The sequence below is a fragment of the Pseudomonas sp. WS 5503 genome, assembly GCF_012985385.1.
GTDB classification, from domain to species: Bacteria; Pseudomonadota; Gammaproteobacteria; order Pseudomonadales; family Pseudomonadaceae; genus Aquipseudomonas; species Aquipseudomonas paracarnis.
Genome location: NZ_JAAQWI010000001.1, coordinates 965,447 through 983,475, shown reverse-complemented (window position 1 = coordinate 983,475; position 18,029 = coordinate 965,447). Strand labels below are relative to the sequence as shown.

The 18,029-nt window shown below is 61.9% G+C and carries 16 protein-coding genes; 7 read left to right on the top strand and 9 right to left on the bottom strand.

Features of this window, described 5'->3' with window-relative positions; translation table 11 throughout:
* Nucleotides 1-33 precede the first annotated feature (33 nt).
* Entirely contained in the window at nt 34-504 is a 471-nt protein-coding gene (locus tag HBO10_RS31655; protein WP_146469929.1) for an RHS repeat domain-containing protein, read from the top strand.
* 29 nt (nt 505-533) lie between these two features.
* On the opposite strand, the gene HBO10_RS04615 is transcribed toward HBO10_RS31655, so the two are convergent.
* The 4 genes from HBO10_RS04615 to HBO10_RS04600 are packed head-to-tail and all read right to left on the bottom strand — an operon-like array spanning nt 534 to nt 6,846.
* Nucleotides 534-1,898, bottom strand: coding sequence for a heavy metal sensor histidine kinase (locus HBO10_RS04615; RefSeq protein WP_034126347.1), 1,365 nt, complete (start codon nt 1,896-1,898; stop codon nt 534-536).
* Nucleotides 1,888-2,580 (bottom strand): heavy metal response regulator transcription factor, encoded by a 693-nt coding sequence (locus HBO10_RS04610; RefSeq protein WP_003188690.1) that lies wholly within the window; start codon nt 2,578-2,580, stop codon nt 1,888-1,890. Before HBO10_RS04610 ends, HBO10_RS04615 begins: the two co-directional genes overlap by 11 nt.
* Before the next feature lie 7 nt (nt 2,581-2,587).
* Nucleotides 2,588-5,683: a multidrug efflux RND transporter permease subunit gene (locus HBO10_RS04605; protein ID WP_034126348.1), complete on the bottom strand. Its 3,096-nt coding sequence runs from the start codon at nt 5,681-5,683 to the stop codon at nt 2,588-2,590.
* Nucleotides 5,680-6,846: an efflux RND transporter periplasmic adaptor subunit gene (locus tag HBO10_RS04600; RefSeq protein WP_034126349.1), complete on the bottom strand. Its 1,167-nt coding sequence runs from the start codon at nt 6,844-6,846 to the stop codon at nt 5,680-5,682. The genes HBO10_RS04605 and HBO10_RS04600 overlap by 4 nt, the downstream gene beginning before the upstream one ends.
* A gap of 214 nt (nt 6,847-7,060) precedes the next feature.
* On the opposite strand from HBO10_RS04600, the gene HBO10_RS04595 reads away from it, so the two are divergent.
* On the top strand, nt 7,061-7,294 hold the full coding sequence (locus HBO10_RS04595; protein WP_034126350.1) for a hypothetical protein: 234 nt from the start codon (nt 7,061-7,063) through the stop codon (nt 7,292-7,294).
* A 162-nt stretch (nt 7,295-7,456) separates the two neighbouring features.
* The gene (locus HBO10_RS04590) at nt 7,457-8,239 is read left to right on the top strand and encodes a transporter substrate-binding domain-containing protein (protein ID WP_034126351.1); all 783 of its coding nucleotides are present in this window, start codon (nt 7,457-7,459) and stop codon (nt 8,237-8,239) included.
* 262 nt (nt 8,240-8,501) lie between these two features.
* Here the strand turns inward: HBO10_RS04590 and HBO10_RS04585 are convergent, their stop codons facing one another.
* The 5 genes from HBO10_RS04585 to HBO10_RS04565 all read right to left on the bottom strand — a co-directional run bounded on the left by HBO10_RS04585 (nt 8,502) and on the right by HBO10_RS04565 (nt 13,017).
* Nucleotides 8,502-9,245 (bottom strand): YkgJ family cysteine cluster protein, encoded by a 744-nt coding sequence (locus HBO10_RS04585; protein WP_034126352.1) that lies wholly within the window; start codon nt 9,243-9,245, stop codon nt 8,502-8,504.
* Nucleotides 9,246-9,353: 108 nt separating this feature from the next.
* Nucleotides 9,354-9,836: a GNAT family N-acetyltransferase gene (locus HBO10_RS04580; RefSeq protein WP_034126353.1), complete on the bottom strand. Its 483-nt coding sequence runs from the start codon at nt 9,834-9,836 to the stop codon at nt 9,354-9,356.
* Between the two features lie 3 nt (nt 9,837-9,839).
* Nucleotides 9,840-10,742, bottom strand: coding sequence for a chemotaxis protein (locus HBO10_RS04575; RefSeq protein WP_014716988.1), 903 nt, complete (start codon nt 10,740-10,742; stop codon nt 9,840-9,842).
* A gap of 196 nt (nt 10,743-10,938) precedes the next feature.
* Complete coding sequence (locus tag HBO10_RS04570) at nt 10,939-11,913, bottom strand: D-glycerate dehydrogenase (protein ID WP_034126354.1); 975 nt, start codon at nt 11,911-11,913, stop codon at nt 10,939-10,941.
* Between the two features lie 144 nt (nt 11,914-12,057).
* A complete protein-coding gene (locus HBO10_RS04565; protein ID WP_034126355.1) occupies nt 12,058-13,017 on the bottom strand; it encodes a LysR family transcriptional regulator in 960 nt (319 codons plus the stop codon).
* Between the two features lie 181 nt (nt 13,018-13,198).
* Between HBO10_RS04565 and HBO10_RS04560 the strand changes: the two genes are divergently transcribed.
* From HBO10_RS04560 to HBO10_RS04545, 4 genes are read left to right on the top strand one after another with little or no spacing between them, the layout of a single operon-like run.
* Nucleotides 13,199-14,710 carry an efflux transporter outer membrane subunit gene (locus HBO10_RS04560; RefSeq protein WP_034126356.1) on the top strand — a complete coding sequence of 504 codons (1,512 nt, stop codon included), beginning with the start codon at nt 13,199-13,201 and terminating at the stop codon, nt 14,708-14,710.
* Between the two features lie 10 nt (nt 14,711-14,720).
* Complete coding sequence (locus HBO10_RS04555; RefSeq protein WP_169921937.1) at nt 14,721-16,898, top strand: FUSC family protein; 2,178 nt, start codon at nt 14,721-14,723, stop codon at nt 16,896-16,898.
* The gene (locus HBO10_RS04550; RefSeq protein WP_005784982.1) at nt 16,888-17,088 is read left to right on the top strand and encodes a DUF1656 domain-containing protein; all 201 of its coding nucleotides are present in this window, start codon (nt 16,888-16,890) and stop codon (nt 17,086-17,088) included. The genes HBO10_RS04555 and HBO10_RS04550 overlap by 11 nt, the downstream gene beginning before the upstream one ends.
* Before the next feature lie 10 nt (nt 17,089-17,098).
* A complete protein-coding gene (locus HBO10_RS04545; protein ID WP_020301246.1) occupies nt 17,099-17,959 on the top strand; it encodes an HlyD family secretion protein in 861 nt (286 codons plus the stop codon).
* The last annotated feature ends 70 nt before the right edge of the window (nt 17,960-18,029 follow it).

Genomic DNA, 18,029 nt, shown 5'->3' with positions numbered 1-18,029 from the left:
TTACTTCAACAGACACTCTGCCAAAAATCAGTAATTATAAAGACGTCTCGGACTTCGATTTTTCAATGGATTAAGATTTTATCTATTTGGCGAGGAGCCATCCCCCATTATTACACCCCGCCGCTATACCAATTCGAACGTGATGCCCTCGTCCGCTTGATTCTCAAACGCACCGACGATGGCATCACCGAGTATGCCTATGACACTGCCGACAACCTGCTGACGATCAATTTCACCGACATCCGAGGTGACCAACAGGGTCTCAACTATATCTACGACGCCCTCGGTCAGTTGCTTAGCGAGACCAACAGCGCCGGCCTTCTGCGGTACGACTACGACGAGCTAGGCAACCTGCAAACCCTGACCCTGCCCGACCAGCGCCAACTCAACCACCTGTACTACGGCAGCGGTCACCTGCATCAAATCAACCTGGGCGGCCGGGTGATCAGCGATTTCGAGCGCGGAGCATTGCACGACGAAGTGCTGAGCACTCGCACGAGCTAGAGCAACGGTAAACTGTTCAGCGAACGCAGTTATACCGGCAGGGTGATACCAAACGTATTGCCACCGCCCTCACTGCGCACAAACACACCCCCCCCATGCATCAACGCAATCGCCTTAACGATCGCCAGCCCCAGCCCGTGATTGGCCCCGCTATTGCTGCGCGATGCATCCACGCGGTAGAAACGTTCAAACAGGCGTGGCAAGTGTTCGCTGGCAATCGCATCGCCGGGGTTGGTCACGCCGATTGCCACCTGCTTCTCCTGCACCTGGATATGCACGTCGATAATCTGTCCGGGTGCGGTGTGTTGCACGGCATTGCTCAGCAGGTTGATCAGCGCACGCCGCAGGTGGGCCTTTTCGATCTGCACCAGGGCATCGCCGTCCACGTGCACCTGAACCTGGGCGTCTTCGAGGATAAAATCCAGATAGTCGAGGGTGGTGGCCACTTCATCGGCCAGGGAGCATTCGATCAGCTTGGTGGCTTTGCTGCCCTGGTCGGCGCTGGCGAGGAACAGCATGTCGTTGATGATCGAGCGCAGCCGTTCCAGCTCCTCCAGGTTCGATTGCAGTACCTCGAAATAGTGTTCGGCCGAACGCCCGCGTGTCAGCGCGACTTGGGTCTGGCCGATCAGGTTGGTCAGCGGCGAGCGCAGTTCATGGGCCACGTCGGCGTTGAACGATTCCAGGCGCGAATAGGCTTGCTCCACACGGTCGAGGGTGGCATTGAACGAATTGACGAACAGGCTCAATTCCGGCGGCAGCGGCGACAGTTGCAAGCGCCCGGAGAGTTTGGGCGGGGCGAGTTTCTGAGCCTCATCGGAGAGTTTTTCCAGTGGCTTAAGGCCGATACGCGCAACCCAGAAGCCCAACACCGAGGCCAGCACCACACCGACCAGCGCCAGGCTGATCAGCGCGACCAGCAAGTGATGCTGAGTGGCGCGGAAGTTTTCGGTGTCGATGGCGATCATAAAGCGCAACGCCGGGCGCTGGTCCTTGGACGCGAATTGGCTGACCAGCACCTTGAACGGATAAGCGTGACCGGGCAGGCGCAGGTCGCGCTTGCCTGCCGGGCCCTGTGCAAAGGCGCGGATTTGTGCATCCGGGTCGCCGTATTCATAGCTCGGGTCGCTGCTGACCACCCAGAATCGAATGCGCTTGTCTTCTTCCCCCAGCAGCTTGAGCTTGGCCTTTATCTTGACCCAATGCTCCGGCGTGCCGAAGCGGTTCACCGACGACTCCAGCACGCTATAGCGCGCATCCAGTTCGGCCCCCGGCAACAACCCCAGGCCGCGATCCACTTGCTGGTACAGCGCGCCGCCGATCAACACGAAGATCAGCAGCGCCACCAGGGTAAACATGCCGCTCAGGCGCAGGGCGATGGAATTAGCGACCACTGTGGTTTTCCTGCATGCGGTTCTCCAGCACATAGCCCATGCCACGAATGGTGTGCAGCAGCTTGTGTTCGAACGGCCCGTCGAGCTTGGCGCGCAGGCGCTTGATCGCCACTTCCACCACGTTGGCATCGCTGTCGAAATTGATGTCCCAGACCATCTCGGCAATCGCAGTCTTGGACAGGATCTCGCCCTGGCGCCGCGCCAATACGCTGAGCAGCGAGAACTCCTTGGCGGTCAGGTCCAGGCGCAGGCCGTTACGGCTGGCCTTGCGACTGATCAGGTCGATCCACAGGTCTGCGACGGTGACCTGCACCGGTTCATGGCCGCCGCTGCGGCGGGTCAGGGCTTGCAGGCGGGCCACCAGTTCCAGGAACGAAAACGGCTTGCCCAGATAATCGTCGGCGCCTTCGCGCAGGCCGCGGATGCGGTCTTCAACGCGCTCGCGAGCGGTGAGCATGATCACCGGCGTCTGCTTGCGGGCGCGTAAGGCACGCAACACACCGAAGCCATCCAGGCCGGGCAGCATCACGTCGAGCACGATCACGGCGTAATCGTTTTCCAGCGCCAGGTGCAGGCCCTCGATACCTTCCCGGGCCACATCGACGGTGTAGCCTTGCTCGGTCAGGCCGCGGTGCAGGTAGTCCGCGGTTTTTTCTTCATCTTCAATAATCAGGACGCGCATGACCGCCTCAGTGTGTGGTCGCCAGCGTCAGCGCTGGTTTGGGCCTGTGGAAAAAACGTTCAAGGTACAAGTATATGACCGGCGTGGTGAACAGCGTCAGCGCCTGGCTCACCAGCAAGCCACCGACCACCGCGATGCCCAGCGGCTGGCGCAGTTCCGCCCCAGGGCCTGCGCCGAGCATCAACGGAACCGCACCGAGCAACGCAGCAAGGGTGGTCATGATGATCGGCCGGAACCGCGTGACGCAGGCTTCATAAATCGCATCTTCGGGTGACAGCCCGCGTACCCGCTGCGCCTCCAGGGCGAAGTCGATCATCAAGATACCGTTTTTTTTCACGATGCCGATCAGCAGCACCAGGCCGATCAAGGCCATGATCGAAAAGTCCTGGCCCAGCAGCCACAGCATGATCAGCGCACCGAGGCCCGCCGAGGGCAGGGTGGAAATGATCGTCAGCGGGTGCACAAAACTCTCATACAGCACACCCAGGATAATGTAGACCGCTACCAGCGCCGCGAGGATCAGCCAGGGTTGGCTGGCCAGCGAGCTCTGGAACGCCTGGGCCGCACCCTGGAAGTTGCCGATGATTGTGCTCGGCATCCCTATTTCGTTCTTGGCCTGGTCGAGCATGATCACTGCGTCGCCCAGGGCCACGCCGGGCGCGAGGTTGAATGACAGGTTGGCGGCGGGGAACATGCCGTCATGGCTGATGGACAACGGCCCGACTGTGGGCGGGTCGACTTTGGCCAAGGCCGACAGCGGCACCATTTCATTGGTCAGTGGCGAGCGCAGGTAAAAATAGTCGAGGCTTTCGGCCTTGCCGCGCTGTTGGCTGTCCAGTTCAAGTATCACTTGGTACTGGTTGATCTCGGTCTGGAACTCGTTGATCTGGCGCTGGCCGAAGGCGTCGTACAACGCCTGGTCGACATCGGTGGCGGTCAGGCCGAAGCGGGCCGCGGCCTGGCGGTCGATGCTGATGTGGGTAATGCTGCCGCCCAGTTGCAGGTCGTTGGACAGGTCGCGAAACGCCGGGTTGCTGCGCAGTTTCTCGGTGAGGCGTTGGGTCCAGGTGTTGAGCGTCGGGCCGTCGTTGCTCTTGAGCACGTATTGGTACTGGGCGCGGCTGGGGCCGGAGCTCAGGTTGATGTCCTGGCCGGCGCGCAGGTACAGCACGATACCGGGCACCTTCGCCAGTTGCGGGCGCAGGCGGTCGATAAACTGGCTGGCGGACACGTCGCGATCACCGCGATCTTTCAGGGCAATCCAGAAGCGCCCGTTGGCGATGGTCTGGTTGCTGCCGGTGACGCCCACCGAGTGGGAAAACGCCAGCACCGCGGGGTCAGCCTTGACGATGTCCGCCAGGGTCTTGTGCTTGGCGACCATGTCCTTGTACGACACGTCGGCCGCCGCTTCGCTGGTGCCGAGCACGAAACCGGTGTCTTGCACCGGGAAGAATCCCTTGGGAATGAACACATAGCCGACCACAGCCAGGGCCAGGGTTACCACGAAGATCGCGGCCATGCTGCGTTGGTGCGCCAGGGCACGGCGCAGGTTGCGCGCATAGCTGGCCAGCAGGCGTTCGCTGAAGCTGGGTTTGGCGTGGGCAGGGTAGGTAGGGGCACGCATGAACAAGGCGGCCAGCGTCGGTGCCAATGTCAGCGAAACCACCACTGAAATCAGAATGGTCGCGGTGGCCGTCAACGCAAACTCCTTGAACAACCGTCCGACCACCCCGCCCATGAACAGCAGCGGAATAAACGCCGCCACCAGCGAGAAGCTGATGGATACCACGGTAAAGCCAATTTCACCCGAGCCCTTGATCGCTGCTTCGCGCTTGCCCAGGCCTGCCTCCAGGTGCCGATGGATGTTCTCCACCACCACAATCGCATCGTCCACCACAAAGCCCACGGCGATCACGATGGCCACCAGGGTCAGGTTGTTCAGGCTGAACCCCATCACATACATCAGGGCGAAACTGGCCACCAGCGAGACACCCAGCACCGCAGACACAATCAGCGTCGCCGACAGTTGACGCAGGAACAACGCCATCACCGCCACCACCAGCAGGATGGCGATCAGCAGGGTCATTTCCACTTCATGCAGTGAGGCGCGGATAGTCTTGGTGCGATCGGTCAACACGCTGACCTGCACCGAGGCCGGCAACATGCCTTGCAGGCGCGGCAGCTCGGCTTGAATGCGGTCGACGGTGTCGACGATGTTGGCGCCGGGCTGGCGCGAAATTACCAAGTTCACCCCAGGCGTATCGCCGGACCAGGCTTGTACGTAGGCGTTTTCCGAGCCGTTGACGACGTTGGCGATATCGCGCAGTTGAACTGGCGCACCGTTCTTGTAGGAAACGATCAGTTGGCCGTATTCCTCAGGGTGAAACAGCTGGTCGTTGGTCGACAGGGTGGACACGCTGTTTTCGCCATAGATCGCGCCCTTGGCCAGGTTGAGGCTCGACTGCTGGATGACCAGGCGTATATCGGCGAGCGTCAGGCCAATGGCCGCGAGCTTGTCAGGGGAGGCCTGCACGCGAATCGCCGGGCGTTGCTGGCCGGTGATGTTGATCTGGCCGACGCCGTCGATCTGGCTGATCTGGCGCGCCAGCAGGGTTTCCACGTAGTCGCTCAGCTCGGTGCTGGGCATGCTGCTGGAACTGACGCTGAGGATCAACACCGGGCTGTCTGCCGGGTTGACCTTCCTCCAGGTAGGCAAGCTCGGCATGTCGCTGGGCAGCTTGCCGGACGCGGTGTTGATCGCGGCCTGGACTTCCTGGGCGGCGGTGTCGATGCTTTTTTCCAGGGTGAACTGCAGGGTCAAGAGGCTGGAGCCCAAGGCGCTGCTGGAGGTCATCTGCGTCATGCCGGGGATGGCGCTGAACTGCACCTCCAGGGGCGTGGCCACCGATGAGGCCATGGTGTCCGGGCTGGCGCCGGGCAGTTGCGCGGTGACCTGTATTGTCGGGAATTCCGCTTCCGGCAGTGGCGCGACGGCCAAGTTCGGGAAGGCAATAATCCCCAGCAACACCAACGCGAAGGTCAACAGCAGGGTGGCGACCGGGTGATCAACGCACCAGGCCGAGGGCGACCGGCTTGCGCTCATGGCTGCACCTGGGCATCGGCGGTGTGGATCACTTGCGGCGGCTCCTTGAGCACCTCCACCTGCGCACCGGCCTTGAGCCGAGATTGCCCATCGCTGACCAGCACATCGCCGGCCCGCACGCCTTTGATGATATTGATGTCGCTGTTCTGGTAGGCGACTTGCACCGGTACCACCTCGACTTTGTCAGCGTTTACGCGGTACACGAAATGTGAGTCCAGCCCACGCTGCACCACGGTCGGCGGTACCACCAGGGCGTCCTTGTCGAGGGCCGTCTGGATTTTGATGGTCACCAGTTGTCCCGGCCATAGCTTATGCGCCGGGTTGCTGAACTCGGCCTTGGCCCGCAGGGTGCCGGTGGTGGAGCTGATTTGGTTGTCGATCAGGCTCAGGTGGCCTTCGCCGAGCAGGTCGCCGGTCTGGCCATCGGTGTCGGCGCCCAGGTAGGCGTCGACGGTGGCCCGGGTGGGGGCGGCGATCAGGCCCTGCAAGGTTGGCAGCATCTGCTGTGGCAGCGAGAACTCAACGGCAATCGGGTCGAGTTGGGTGACGGTAAACAGCCCCTGGGTGTCGCTCATGCGCAGGAAGTTGCCTTCGTCCACGTTGCGGATGCCCACGCGGCCACTGACCGGGGAGCGAATCTGGGTATAGGAAGTTTGTACTTGAGCCGCATCAATGGCCGCCTGATTGCCCTGCACCGTGGCCTTGAGCTGGTTGACCAGTGCCTGTTGCTGGTCATAGGTCTGTTTCGACACACCGTCGTCGATGCTTAGCGCCTTGTAACGCTTGAGATTGACCAATGCCACTTGCAACTGTGCCTGGCTTTCGCCCAATTGCGCCTTGGCCTGGTCGAGGCTGGCGCGGATCGAGCGGTCGTCGATGGTAGCCAACAGATCGCCAGCTTTCACCGATTGGCCTTCCTTGACCAGCAACTGGGTGAGGATGCCGTCGATCTGCGGGCGAATCACCACGCTGTGCAACGACAGCACTGAGCCTATGCCGCTGACAAACCTGGGAACGTCCTGTTGCGCGACGCTCACTACCCGTACCGGGATTGCCGTGGGCGCTGCCAGGCGGGGCTTGGCAGGCCGTGTTACTGCCCAGGCGGCCACCGCTAATACCAAGAGGATGCCCACCATCAGGGCCGAGTTTCGTTTTATCTGCATGGGAGGCGCCGGGGCGCAGTTGCACGTTTTAAGCTGCAAGCTGCCAGTTGAAGGTTGGGTAGCTGCTTTATAGCCCGGTAATGCGGTCAGCACGGTGACGCCAAACTGACAGCCGCGACAGCTAGCGCTTTTTACTTGTGGCTTGAAGCTTACCGCTTGCCGCTTTGCCCCCGTATACTGGCGCTTTTACGCCTATCGCTGCGCCGGAGCCCCTATGACTTCCCCAACCCAACCCCCTGTCGACGCGGCTGACCTCGTCGATTCGGCCACCGCCGACGGCGTTGAAAAAGCCGAGATCCCGGCGTTCAAGTTCCCCTTCAAACCGGGTGAGCTGGCTGGCGCCAAGAATGCCAGCCAGCCCTGGTACAAAGGCGGCGCCAAGAACGGCCATACCAAGACGCCAGGCATGGCGCCTCCGGGCACTCGCCGCTCCATGGGTAAACGCTAAGATTAAAGCGTTGCGTGCGTTATAGGCAGTTGCCTACATCGCCCGTGGACATTTCTGCTTGTAGGTCCGCGACCGATTCTTGAAAGCTTGCACAGCGTTTGCTTCGTCCCGATGACGCTCATCGGGGCGTGGTGAGTCAGCTTTCCGGAAAAGGACATTCCCGTGGCCCTGATACACCTTTGTGCGGTGCTTGCCCTCTTGCTCTCGACAAGTGTCGTTGCCGCCGACGTTCAACCGCGGCGTGAAATCCGTTTCGCCGTCGCTGCACATTTTCCGCCTTTTCAAAGCCGCAATTCCCAAGGGCAATTGGTGGGGCTGAACATCGAACTGGGCAATGCCCTGTGCGAGCAGCTCAATGTGCGCTGTACCTGGGTTGACCAGATCGTCATGGAAAATTTCCCCGCCCTTGAGGCCAGGCAGTTCGACGCGATCATGGGCATGGCGCCCACCTGCAGTCGACGGCGACGGGTGAGTTTCACCCGTGATCTCTACCCGATCACCACTCGGCTGGTGGCGCGTAAAACCTCGGGCCTGCGCCCTAATCGACGGTCGCTCAGGGGCAAGCGTGTCGGGGTGCTGGTGCGCAGTAATCGGGAAGCTTTTGCCCTGTCGCAGTGGGCGCCGGCAGGGGTAATCATCAGGAGTTTCTGGCTCAACGACCAACTGGTGCAGAGCCTGGTTTCGGGCGATATTGACGCGACCCTTCAAGGCGCCGTGGAGATCCGAGAGGCCCTGCTAGACACGCCCCAGGGCTTGGACTTCAATTTCATGGGGCCGCCTGTGTCGTCTGGCCTGCTGGGTAATAGCGTGGCGATTGCAGTGCGAAAAACCGATACCGCGTTGCGTAATGAGCTTAATCACGCGTTTGAACAACTGATGCACAATGGCGAATACCAACGCATCCTCCAGCCCTATCGCCTCGATGTGTTGCCTGCCCATCCATGAGCGCTATTGTGTGAGTGCAACTCTGTTCCCGAGAGGCGCCTATCTACCTGACACTCCGAGCTCCAAATGTGGGAGCTGGCTTGCCTGCGATGATGGCCTGACAGCCTGCGACTATCTAGCTGACACCCCACAGTTGGATCGAGGGGCGTCAGGGAAATTTTCGTCGAATGGTAGGCCGTCGCGGGAGCAAGCTCCCTCGCCACAGGTCCAGCGTCGCGCTGAAGTTGAGTAGATACCTACGCCAAAATAAGGCCGTAGTAGCCTAAGCCGCCCTCAACGAGATAAACGCATAATTGGCCGGCACCTCGGTGGCAATGCGCGCCCCGGCATCCAGCACCTGTTCAGCGATGTCCATCCCCGACACATGAAACACCCATTCATTGGCCATTGCCGGCAGTTCAACCGCCTGTTCAATGGCCTGGGCAAACGCCTGCATGTCCGGCAGGTACGCGGTAAACCCGTCGCCCTTGAGTGCGGTCGTGCGAATGCCAAGCAACGCGCACACCGCTTCTTTGGTCTGCACGTCATCACGGTCGGCCTGGCGTGAACGGCGAATCAGCTCGGCCAGTTGCGCATCCATCAACTCACCACCGACGATCAGTGCAGGGCCTTGCTCCCAGGATTCCGGCGGGCAGTCCTTGGCGCTTGGGTTCAGTGGGATATGCGGGTTGATCTCCATCGGGTAGATGCGGCACACCAGCGGGCGCCGTTCGTAGATGCGGCAGCGGTTGTCTTCGTCAAGATTCCGGCAGCGTCCGGCGTTGTAGGCGGCAAAGGTAATTGCCACAAACGCCTCGGTATTGCCGCTGGGCACGATCACTGAGCGGCGCTCGGCATGTTCCCGTTGTTGCAGGGGCAGGCCCAGGCCGTTACCCAGAAAGCCCTCCACCAGAACGATGACGTTACCGCCGTCCGCCGCCCAGCTGCGGGCTTCTTCGAGGGTCAGGGGCACATGATGGTCGCTGCAGCATTTACCGCAACCGACGCAGGAAAAGTGTGTGTTCATGGCGGATCTGTCACCAGGCAAGGTCAGAGGGCACGCTTGAGGGGTGACGGGTTTTTACCTCTATCTACCGCTCAGGGGCTCTGGAAGCAAGTTATGCGCCAGTGAGGATCAGCCCTTGGATACGATGTCGCGCAGCACAAATCGCATGCCCGCACTTTCATACAGTTGCCGGGCGCGCAGGTTGCTCTCCAGCACCTTGAGGTCCACATAGGGTTCACCGCGCTGCTTGAATACCTGGAAGCTGTGCAGCAGCAAGGCGCGGCCCAGCCCTTGGCCTTGGGCGCAGGGGTGTACGGCCAGGTTCTTGATAAAGGCGCTGGTCCAGCATTGGGCCACTGCGAGGACACCGTCGTGGTTACTGGCCACCAGGCACAGCGTCGGGTCGTACTCGGCATCGGTGACGAACTGCTGGCGCCACTCCTCCAGGTGGCCGACACGGCCGCCGCCCTGGTCCTGGGTCATGCGCAGCACGGCATGGATCGCCGGGGCCAGTTCATCGCGATAATGATCCAGCCGGGTATCCGCTGGCCACTGCGGGGCGGGCAGGCTGCCGGTGAGGTCGCGACGCAGCAGCTGGTAATACTCGCCCAAGGCTTACAGGCCCTTTTGCGCCACGGTTTGTGCGGCGACGACCAGGCATTTGGTCAATTCTGGGGATGAGAATTTGGTGAGTACTGAGTCGGCACCGGCCAGGCGTGCTTTTTCGCTGTTCATCGCGCTGTCCAGGGAGGTGTGCAACAGCACGTAGAGGTCCTTGAAATCCGGGGTTTCGCGCAGGGTGCGGGTGAGGGCGTAGCCGTCCATCTCAGACATCTCGATGTCCGACACCACCACGTTGATCTGTTCAACCGTGCCTTGCAGCTCCAGCAACACGTCGATGGCTTCCTTGGCGCTGCGGGCGGTGTGGCAGGTCAGGCCGAGGTTGCGCAGGGTGTGGACCGATTGCTGCAAAGCCACCTGGCTGTCGTCCACCACCAGGATGCGGGCGTTTCCCAGCACTTCGGCTTCTTCCATGGTCAGGTCGGTCGGCGCCGCTTCAATCGGTGCCGGGGCGATGCCATGGATGACTTTCTCGATATCCAGCACCTGCACCAGCCCACCTTCCACCTGGGTCACCCCGGTGATAAACGCCCGATTGCCGCCGGAGCCGTAGGGAGGCGGGCGGATATCGGTGGTCAGGCAATGCACGATCTTGCTCACCGCCTGCACGTGCAGGCCCTGTTTGGAGCGGCTGACATCGGTGACGATCAGGCAGCCGCCATCCGGGTCTTGCAAGGGCATTTCACCCAGGGCGCGGCTCAAGTCGATCACCGACAACGAAGCGCCGCGCAAGGTGGCGATGCCTTTGACGTGCGGGTGGGACTCCGGCAGCTTGGTCAACGGCGGGCAGGGGATGATCTCGCTGACTTTCAACAGGTTGATGGCCATCAGCTTGCCGCTGCGCAAGGTAAAGAGCAGAAGCGAGAGTGAGTCTGCGCGGGCTTTGGTGGTGGACATAAAAACCTTCTGTGGATCAGGGATGACGATCTATAGAGAGTTATCGACTTGGCTGGCCTGGGCTTTAACCGGATTTTTGTGTGGGGCACTGTTTATGTGGGAGCTGGCTTGCCTGCGATAGCAATCTGTCAGTCAGCTATTGAGTGACAGATGTACCGCTATCGCAGGCAAGCCAGCTCCCACATAAAGTCCAGTATCAGCCCTTCCAGGCCTGTGGGTTCACCAGATCCTGCGGGCGTTGGCCCAGCAGGGCGCTGCGCAGGTTGTCCACGGCGCGGTTGGCCATGGCTTCGCGGGTTTCACCGGTCGCCGAACCAATATGCGGCAGGGTCACCGCATTGCTCAGCTGGAACAACGGCGATTCAGCCAGCGGTTCCTTTTCGTACACATCCAGCCCGGCACCACGAATACGCTGGGTTTGCAGGGCTTCGACCAGCGCAGGCTCATCCACTACTGGCCCACGGGAGATATTGATCAGGATCGCGCTGGACTTCATCAACCCCAGCTCCCGGGTGCTGATCAGGTGATGGGTCTTGTCGCTCAACGGCACCACCAGGCAGACGAAATCCGCCTCGGCCAGCAACTGCTCCAGGCTGCGAAACTGCGCGCCCAGTTCCTGCTCCAGCGCGGTCTTGCGGCTATTGCCGCTGTAAAGGATCGGCATATTGAAGCCCAGGCGCCCACGCCGGGCCACGGCCGCGCCGATATTGCCCATACCGACGATGCCCAGGGTCTTGCCGTGCACATCGCAACCAAACAAAGGCGCGCCCACGCTGGCTTTCCATTGGCCGGCCTTGGTCCAGGCGTCCAGCTCGGCCACCCGGCGGGCGCTGCTCATCAGCAGGGCGAAGGCCAGGTCGGCGGTGCTTTCGGTGAGCACATCAGGGGTGTTGGTGAGCAGGATCCCGCGCTCGTTGAGGTACGGCACGTCGTAGTTGTCGTAGCCCACCGACACGCTGGACACCACCTCCAGCTTGCTCGCGCTTTCAAGCTGCTCGCGGCCCAGCTTGCGGCCCACGCCGATCAAGCCATGGGCATGGGGCAGGGCTTCGTTGAACTGTGCGTTGATGTCACCCAACTTGGGGGTGGGCACGATCACCTCGAAATCCTGTTGCAGGCGTTCGATCATCGGTGGGGTGATACGGCTGAAGGCCAGGACAGTCTTTTTCATGGCAGAACTCCACTCAACATGTGGGAGCTGGCTTGCCTGCGATGACGGTGTGTCAGCCACTATTGTGTTGGCTGATCCACCGTCATCGCAGGCAAACCAGCTCCCACAATGAATTTATAGGGGGTGGGAAGCAGCATTTCAAAATCAGTTCGCCATCCGCACACCACCGCTCAACTCATACGCCACCAACTCCGCCTGGTGCGCCGCCAGAATTTCCGGCAACGAACCGCGCAGGTATTCCACCCAGGTCTTGATCTTCGCATCCAGGTATTGGCGCGAAGGATAGATGGCGTACAGGTTCAATTCCTGGGACCGGTAGGTCGGCATCACCCGCACCAGTGTGCCGTTGCGCAGCCCTTCGATGGCGGCGTACACCGGCAGCAGGCCGACGCCCATGCCGCTGGTGATCGCGGTTTTCATCGCATCGGCCGAGTTCACCAGGAAGGGCGAGCTGTTGATCGCCACGCTTTCCTGGCCTTCAGGGCCGTTGAAGGTCCATTTGTCCAGCTGGACCACCGGGCTGACCAGGCGCAGGCACGCATGGTTGAGCAAGTCCTGGGGCCGTTGTGCGCAGCCCTTGGCCTTGACGTAGTCCGGCGAGGCGCAGGCGATGCTGTAGGTGATGCCCAGGCGCTGGGACACGAAACCTGAGTCCGGCAGTTCGCTGGCCAGCACGATGGACACGTCGTAGCCCTCGTCAAGCAGGTCCGGCACGCGGTTGGCCAGGGTCAGGTCGAAGGTCACGTCGGGATGGGTGCGGCGGTAGCGGGCAATGGCGTCAATAACGAAATGCTGGCCGATGCCGGTCATGGTGTGCACTTTCAACTGCCCGGCCGGGCGCGCATGGGCGTCACTGGCTTCGGCCTCGGCCTCCTCGACATAGGCGAGGATCTGCTCGCAGCGCAGCAAATAGCGTTTGCCGGCTTCGGTCAGCGCGATGCGCCGGGTGGTGCGGTTGAGCAAGCGGGTTTGCAGGTGGGCCTCAAGGTTGGAGACCGCGCGCGAGACGTTGGCCGTGGTGGTGTCCAGTTGCACGGCGGCGGCGGTGAAGCTGCCGGCTTCGGCCACGCAACTGAAGGCGCGCATGTTTTGCAAAGTGTCCATGGAGTGTTCTCAAGGGAGATAGCAAATTGTGACAGAAAGTTACGCTTTCAGTGATCCCTACCAACGGATTATCGCCTGAACGGTAACAAAGATTCACAGGAATGCCAGCTTATAGTCCTCCCTGGCGCCGCCTAGAATTGCGCCACCTCTCCCGCAACACCCTCTCAGGAATTCGCTTGCCGTGCCGCGTCGCATCAGCAGAGAGCTGAAGACTCTCAGTGTTTGGGCCTTAACGTCAGTCATCAGCGGTTGCATCGGAACCGGAGGAATCGCCCCGCAGAGCCAGGCGATCAACGCCAATAGCCTGGCCACCGACGCCGCGATCCAGAGCGCCGCCCGCGACGCCCACTGGCCCACCGCCCAATGGTGGCAGGCCTACGGCGACCCGCAGCTCAACCGTTGGGTCGAACTCGCCACCCGCAACAGCCCCAGCCTGGCCGTGGCCGCCGCCCGTGTACGGCAAGCCCGAGCGCTGGCCGGGGTGGCCGAGTCGGCCGAGTCGCTGCAGATCAACAGCGACACCACCCTCAAGCGCCACAACTGGCCGAAGGATCAGTTCTACGGTCCTGGCGAATTGAGCGGCGCCAACACCTGGGACAACAATTCGTCCCTGGGACTGAGCTACGCCCTCGACCTGTGGGGCCGGGAAAGCAACACGACCGAACGTGCGGTCGACCTGGCGCACATGAGCGCCGCCGAAGCGCGCCTGGCCCAGCTCGAACTGCAAAACAACGTGGTGCGCGCCTATATCCAGCTGTCGTTGCAGTACGCCAACCGCGACATCGCGGCCGCCACCCTGGCCCAGCAACAGCAGATCCTGGACCTGGCCAACAAACGCCTGAGCGCCGGGATCGGCACTCACTTTGACGTCAGCCAAGCCGAAACCCCGCTGCCGGAGACCCATCGCCAACTGGATGCCCTGGATGAGGAAATCGCCCTGAGCCGTAACCAACTGGCGGCGTTGGCCGGCAAGGGCCCGGGGGAGGGCGCGCAATTGCAGCGCCCGACCCTGGCCCTCGCCGCGCCGTTGAAGTTGCCTTCCAGCCTGCCCGCGCAGTTGCTCGGCCAACGCCCGGATGTGGTTGCCAGCCGCTGGCAGGTAGCAGCCCAGGCACGGGGTATCGATGTGGCTCATGCAGGCTTCTATCCCAACGTCGACCTGGTCGGCAGCCTTGGCTACATGGCCACTGGGGGCGGCATGCTGGAATTCCTGGCTGGGAAGAAATTCAACTACAACGTCGGCCCGGCGATCACCTTGCCGATCTTCGACGGCGGCCGCCTGCGTGCGCAATTGGGTGAAGCCAGTGCCGGCTACGACATCGCGGTGGCCCAGTACAACCAGACCCTGGTCAATGCGCTCAAGGGCATCAGCGACCAGTTGATCCGCCGCGAGTCCATGGACAAACAGTCGGCCTTCGCCGCGCAGTCGGTGGCCTCGGCGCAGAAAACCTACGACATCGCCATGGTCGCCTATCAACGTGGCCTCACTGACTACCTCAACGTGCTCAACGCCCAAACCTTGTTGTTTCGCCAGCAGCAGATCGAACAACAGGTGCAGGCGGCTCGCCTCAGCGCCCATGCCGAGCTGGTGACCGCCTTGGGCGGCGGCCTCGGTGCTGGCGATGATGTGCCCACGGCTGCCAAGACACTCCCAAGCAAGACTCCGGCGGCGCTCGCCGTGTTTGATCACTGAGTAGGCCTTGATGACTCCCTTGCCTGCACCGCTGCGCTGGCTGTATTCCCTTGAGTGGCGCCGTGGTTTCTTCGACTGGGCACGCAGTGATGGCGTGACCTGGGTGTATATCTTCAAAGTGCTGGTCGCTGCGTTCCTGACGCTGTGGCTGGCCATGCGCCTGGAACTGCCGCAACCGCGCACGGCGATGATCACCGTATTTATCGTGATGCAGCCCCAGAGCGGCCAGGTGTTCGCCAAGAGTTTCTACCGTTTCCTAGGGACCTTGGCAGGCTCGGCGGTGATGGTGCTGTTGATCGCCTTGTTTGCGCAGAACACCGAACTGTTCCTGGGGGCGCTGGCGATCTGGGTCGGCATTTGCACCGCCGGTGCCACGCGCAACCGCAACTTTCGCGCCTATGGGTTCGTGCTCGCCGGCTACACCGCGGCGATGGTCGGCCTGCCGGCCCTGGCCCACCCGGACGGCGCCTTCATGGCGGCGGTGTGGCGGGTGCTGGAAATTTCCCTGGGGATACTGTGCTCGACACTGGTCAGCGCCGCCATCCTGCCGCAGACCTCCAGCGCCGCCATGCGCAACGCGCTGTACCAGCGCTTCGGCGTGTTCGCATTGTTCGTGACCGACGGCCTGCGCGGGCGCAGCCAGCGCGAAGGCTTCGAGGCCAGCAACGTGCGCTTTATTGCCGAAGCCGTGGGCCTGGAAGGCTTGCGTAGCGTCACCGTGTTTGAGGACCCGCACATGCGTCGGCGCAACGGGCGGCTCAGTCGCCTCAACAGCGAATTCATGAGCATCACCACACGCTTCAACGCCTTGCACCAATTGCTCGAACGCTTGCGCGCCGATGAGGCCGACCACGTGGTGGCAGCGATCAAACCCGGCCTGCAAGACCTGGCCGAAGTGCTCGACAGCATCTCTGGCCGCGCCCTCACCAGCCCCGATGCCGCGCGCCTGGTCAACCAACTGAGCGCCTACAAGGACGGCCTGCCCGCCAAGGTGCGCAGCCTGCGGGCGAGCTTCCAGGAGGACAACCCGACGGACGCCGAGCAGTTGGATTTCCACACTGCCTACGAGCTGCTGTACCGTTTCGTCGACGACCTGCACAACTACGCGCAAACCCACGCCTCCCTGGCCGAGCATCGCCATGCACGGGAGGATTGGCACGAAGCCTACACGCCAAAGACCAACTGGTTGGCCTGTGCCGCTGCCGGGGTGCGCGCCTCGTTTATCCTGGTTGTGCTGGGCAGTTACTGGGTGGCCACGGCCTGGCCCAGCGGCGCCACCATGACCCTGATCGCGGCGGCCACGGTGGGCCTGTCTGCTGCCACGCCCAACCCCAAGCGCATGGCGTTCCAGATGGCCTGCGGCACCTTGATCGGCGCCTTGGTCGGCTTTGTCGAAATGTTCTTTGTGTTCCCCTGGATCGACGGTTTCCCGCTGCTGTGCGTGATGCTCGCGCCGGTGATCATCTTCGGGGCCTTTCTGTCTTCACGCCCGCAATACGCCGGTGTGGGCGTGGGCCTGCTGATCTTCTTCAGCACCGGTTCGGTGCCGGACAACCTTACGGTCTACAACCCTTACACCTTTATCAACGACTACATCGCCATGGTCATCGGCATGCTGGTGTGCGCGGCGGCGGGGGCGATCATTCTGCCGCCCAACAGCCGCTGGTTGTGGCGCCGCCTGGAGCAAGACCTGCGTGAGCAAGTGGTGTATGCCATCAGCGGCAAGCTCAAGGGCCTGGCATCGAGCTTTGAAAGCCGCACCCGCGACCTGCTGCACCAGGCGTATGGCCTCGCGGCCGGCGAGCCGCAGGTGCAGCGCGATTTGCTGCGCTGGATGTTCGTGGTGCTGGAGGTCGGCCACGCGATCATCGAGCTGCGCAAGGAGCAGGCGATTTTGCCGGTGCACCCGGCGTATGCCGAATCGCAGCCGTGGCGCCAGGCGATCCGCGTGATGGGGCGCTCGCTGGTGCGGCTGTTCCTGCAACCCAGCGCCAGCAACCTAGAGCGCGGGTTGATTGCCGTCGACCATGCGATCAGCCGTGTGCAGGCCACCGACGAACCCTTCGCCCCGCACTTCGACACCTCGGCCCTGCGCCGTGTGAAGAGCTACCTGCACTTTATTCGCACCTCGTTGCTCGACCCGCAATCGCCTCTGGCCGCCCTCAAAGGAGCCCCGAATGCCTCGTGAAATTGCATTCCACGGCATCTATATGCCGACCATGACCCTGATGTTCTTGATCGCAGCCGGGCTGGCCTGGGCGATTGATCGCTTCCTGGCCGGGTTCGACCTGTACCGTTTCTTCTGGCACCCGGCGCTGCTGCGCCTTAGCCTGTTCGCTTGCCTGTTCGGCGCCCTGGCGCTGAGCGTCTACCGTTGAGAATGCCCCGATGAAAAAGTTTTTCAGCCTGCTCGCCACCTTGCTGGTTCTGGCGTTGGCGATCTGGATTGGCCGCACGTTGTGGGTGCACTACATGCAAACGCCGTGGACCCGCGATGGTCGGGTGCGCGCCGACATTATCAATGTGGCGGCTGACGTCACCGGCGAAGTGGTGGACGTACCGGTACGCGATAACCAGTTGGTGAAAAAAGGCGACCTGCTGATGCAGATCGACCCCGAGCACTACCGCATTGCCGTCAAGCAAGCGCAATCGCTGGTGGCTTCACGCAAGGCCACCTGGGAAATGCGCAAGGTCAACGCGCACCGCCGCGCCGACCTCGACGCCCTGGTGATCTCCAGGGAAAACCGCGACGACGCCAGCAACATCGCCGACTCGGCCCTGGCCGATTATCAGCACGCCCTGGCGCAACTGGAGGCCGCCGAACTCAACTTGAAACGCACGCGAGTGCTGGCGGCGGTGGACGGTTATGTCACCAACCTCAACGTGCACCGTGGCGACTATGCGCGTATCGGCGAAGCGAAAATGGCCGTGGTGGATATGAACTCGTTCTGGGTGTATGGCTTCTTCGAAGAAACCAAACTGCCCCACGTGAAGGTGGGCGACAAAGCCGATATGCAATTGATGAGCGGCGAGACCTTGAAGGGCCATGTGGAAAGCATCTCGCGCGGCATCTACGACCGCGACAACCCCGAGAGCCGTGAACTGATCGCCGATGTGAACCCGACCTTCAACTGGGTGCGCTTGGCCCAGCGTGTGCCGGTGCGCATTCACATTGATGAAGTGCCGGAGGGCGTGTTGTTGGCGGCGGGGATTACCTGCACGGTGATCGTCAACCCAACACAAAACTAAAAAATGTGGGAGGGGCAAGCCCTAATGCCAGTCAGTCAAGGCTTTTGTAGGAGCGAGCTTGCTCGCGAAA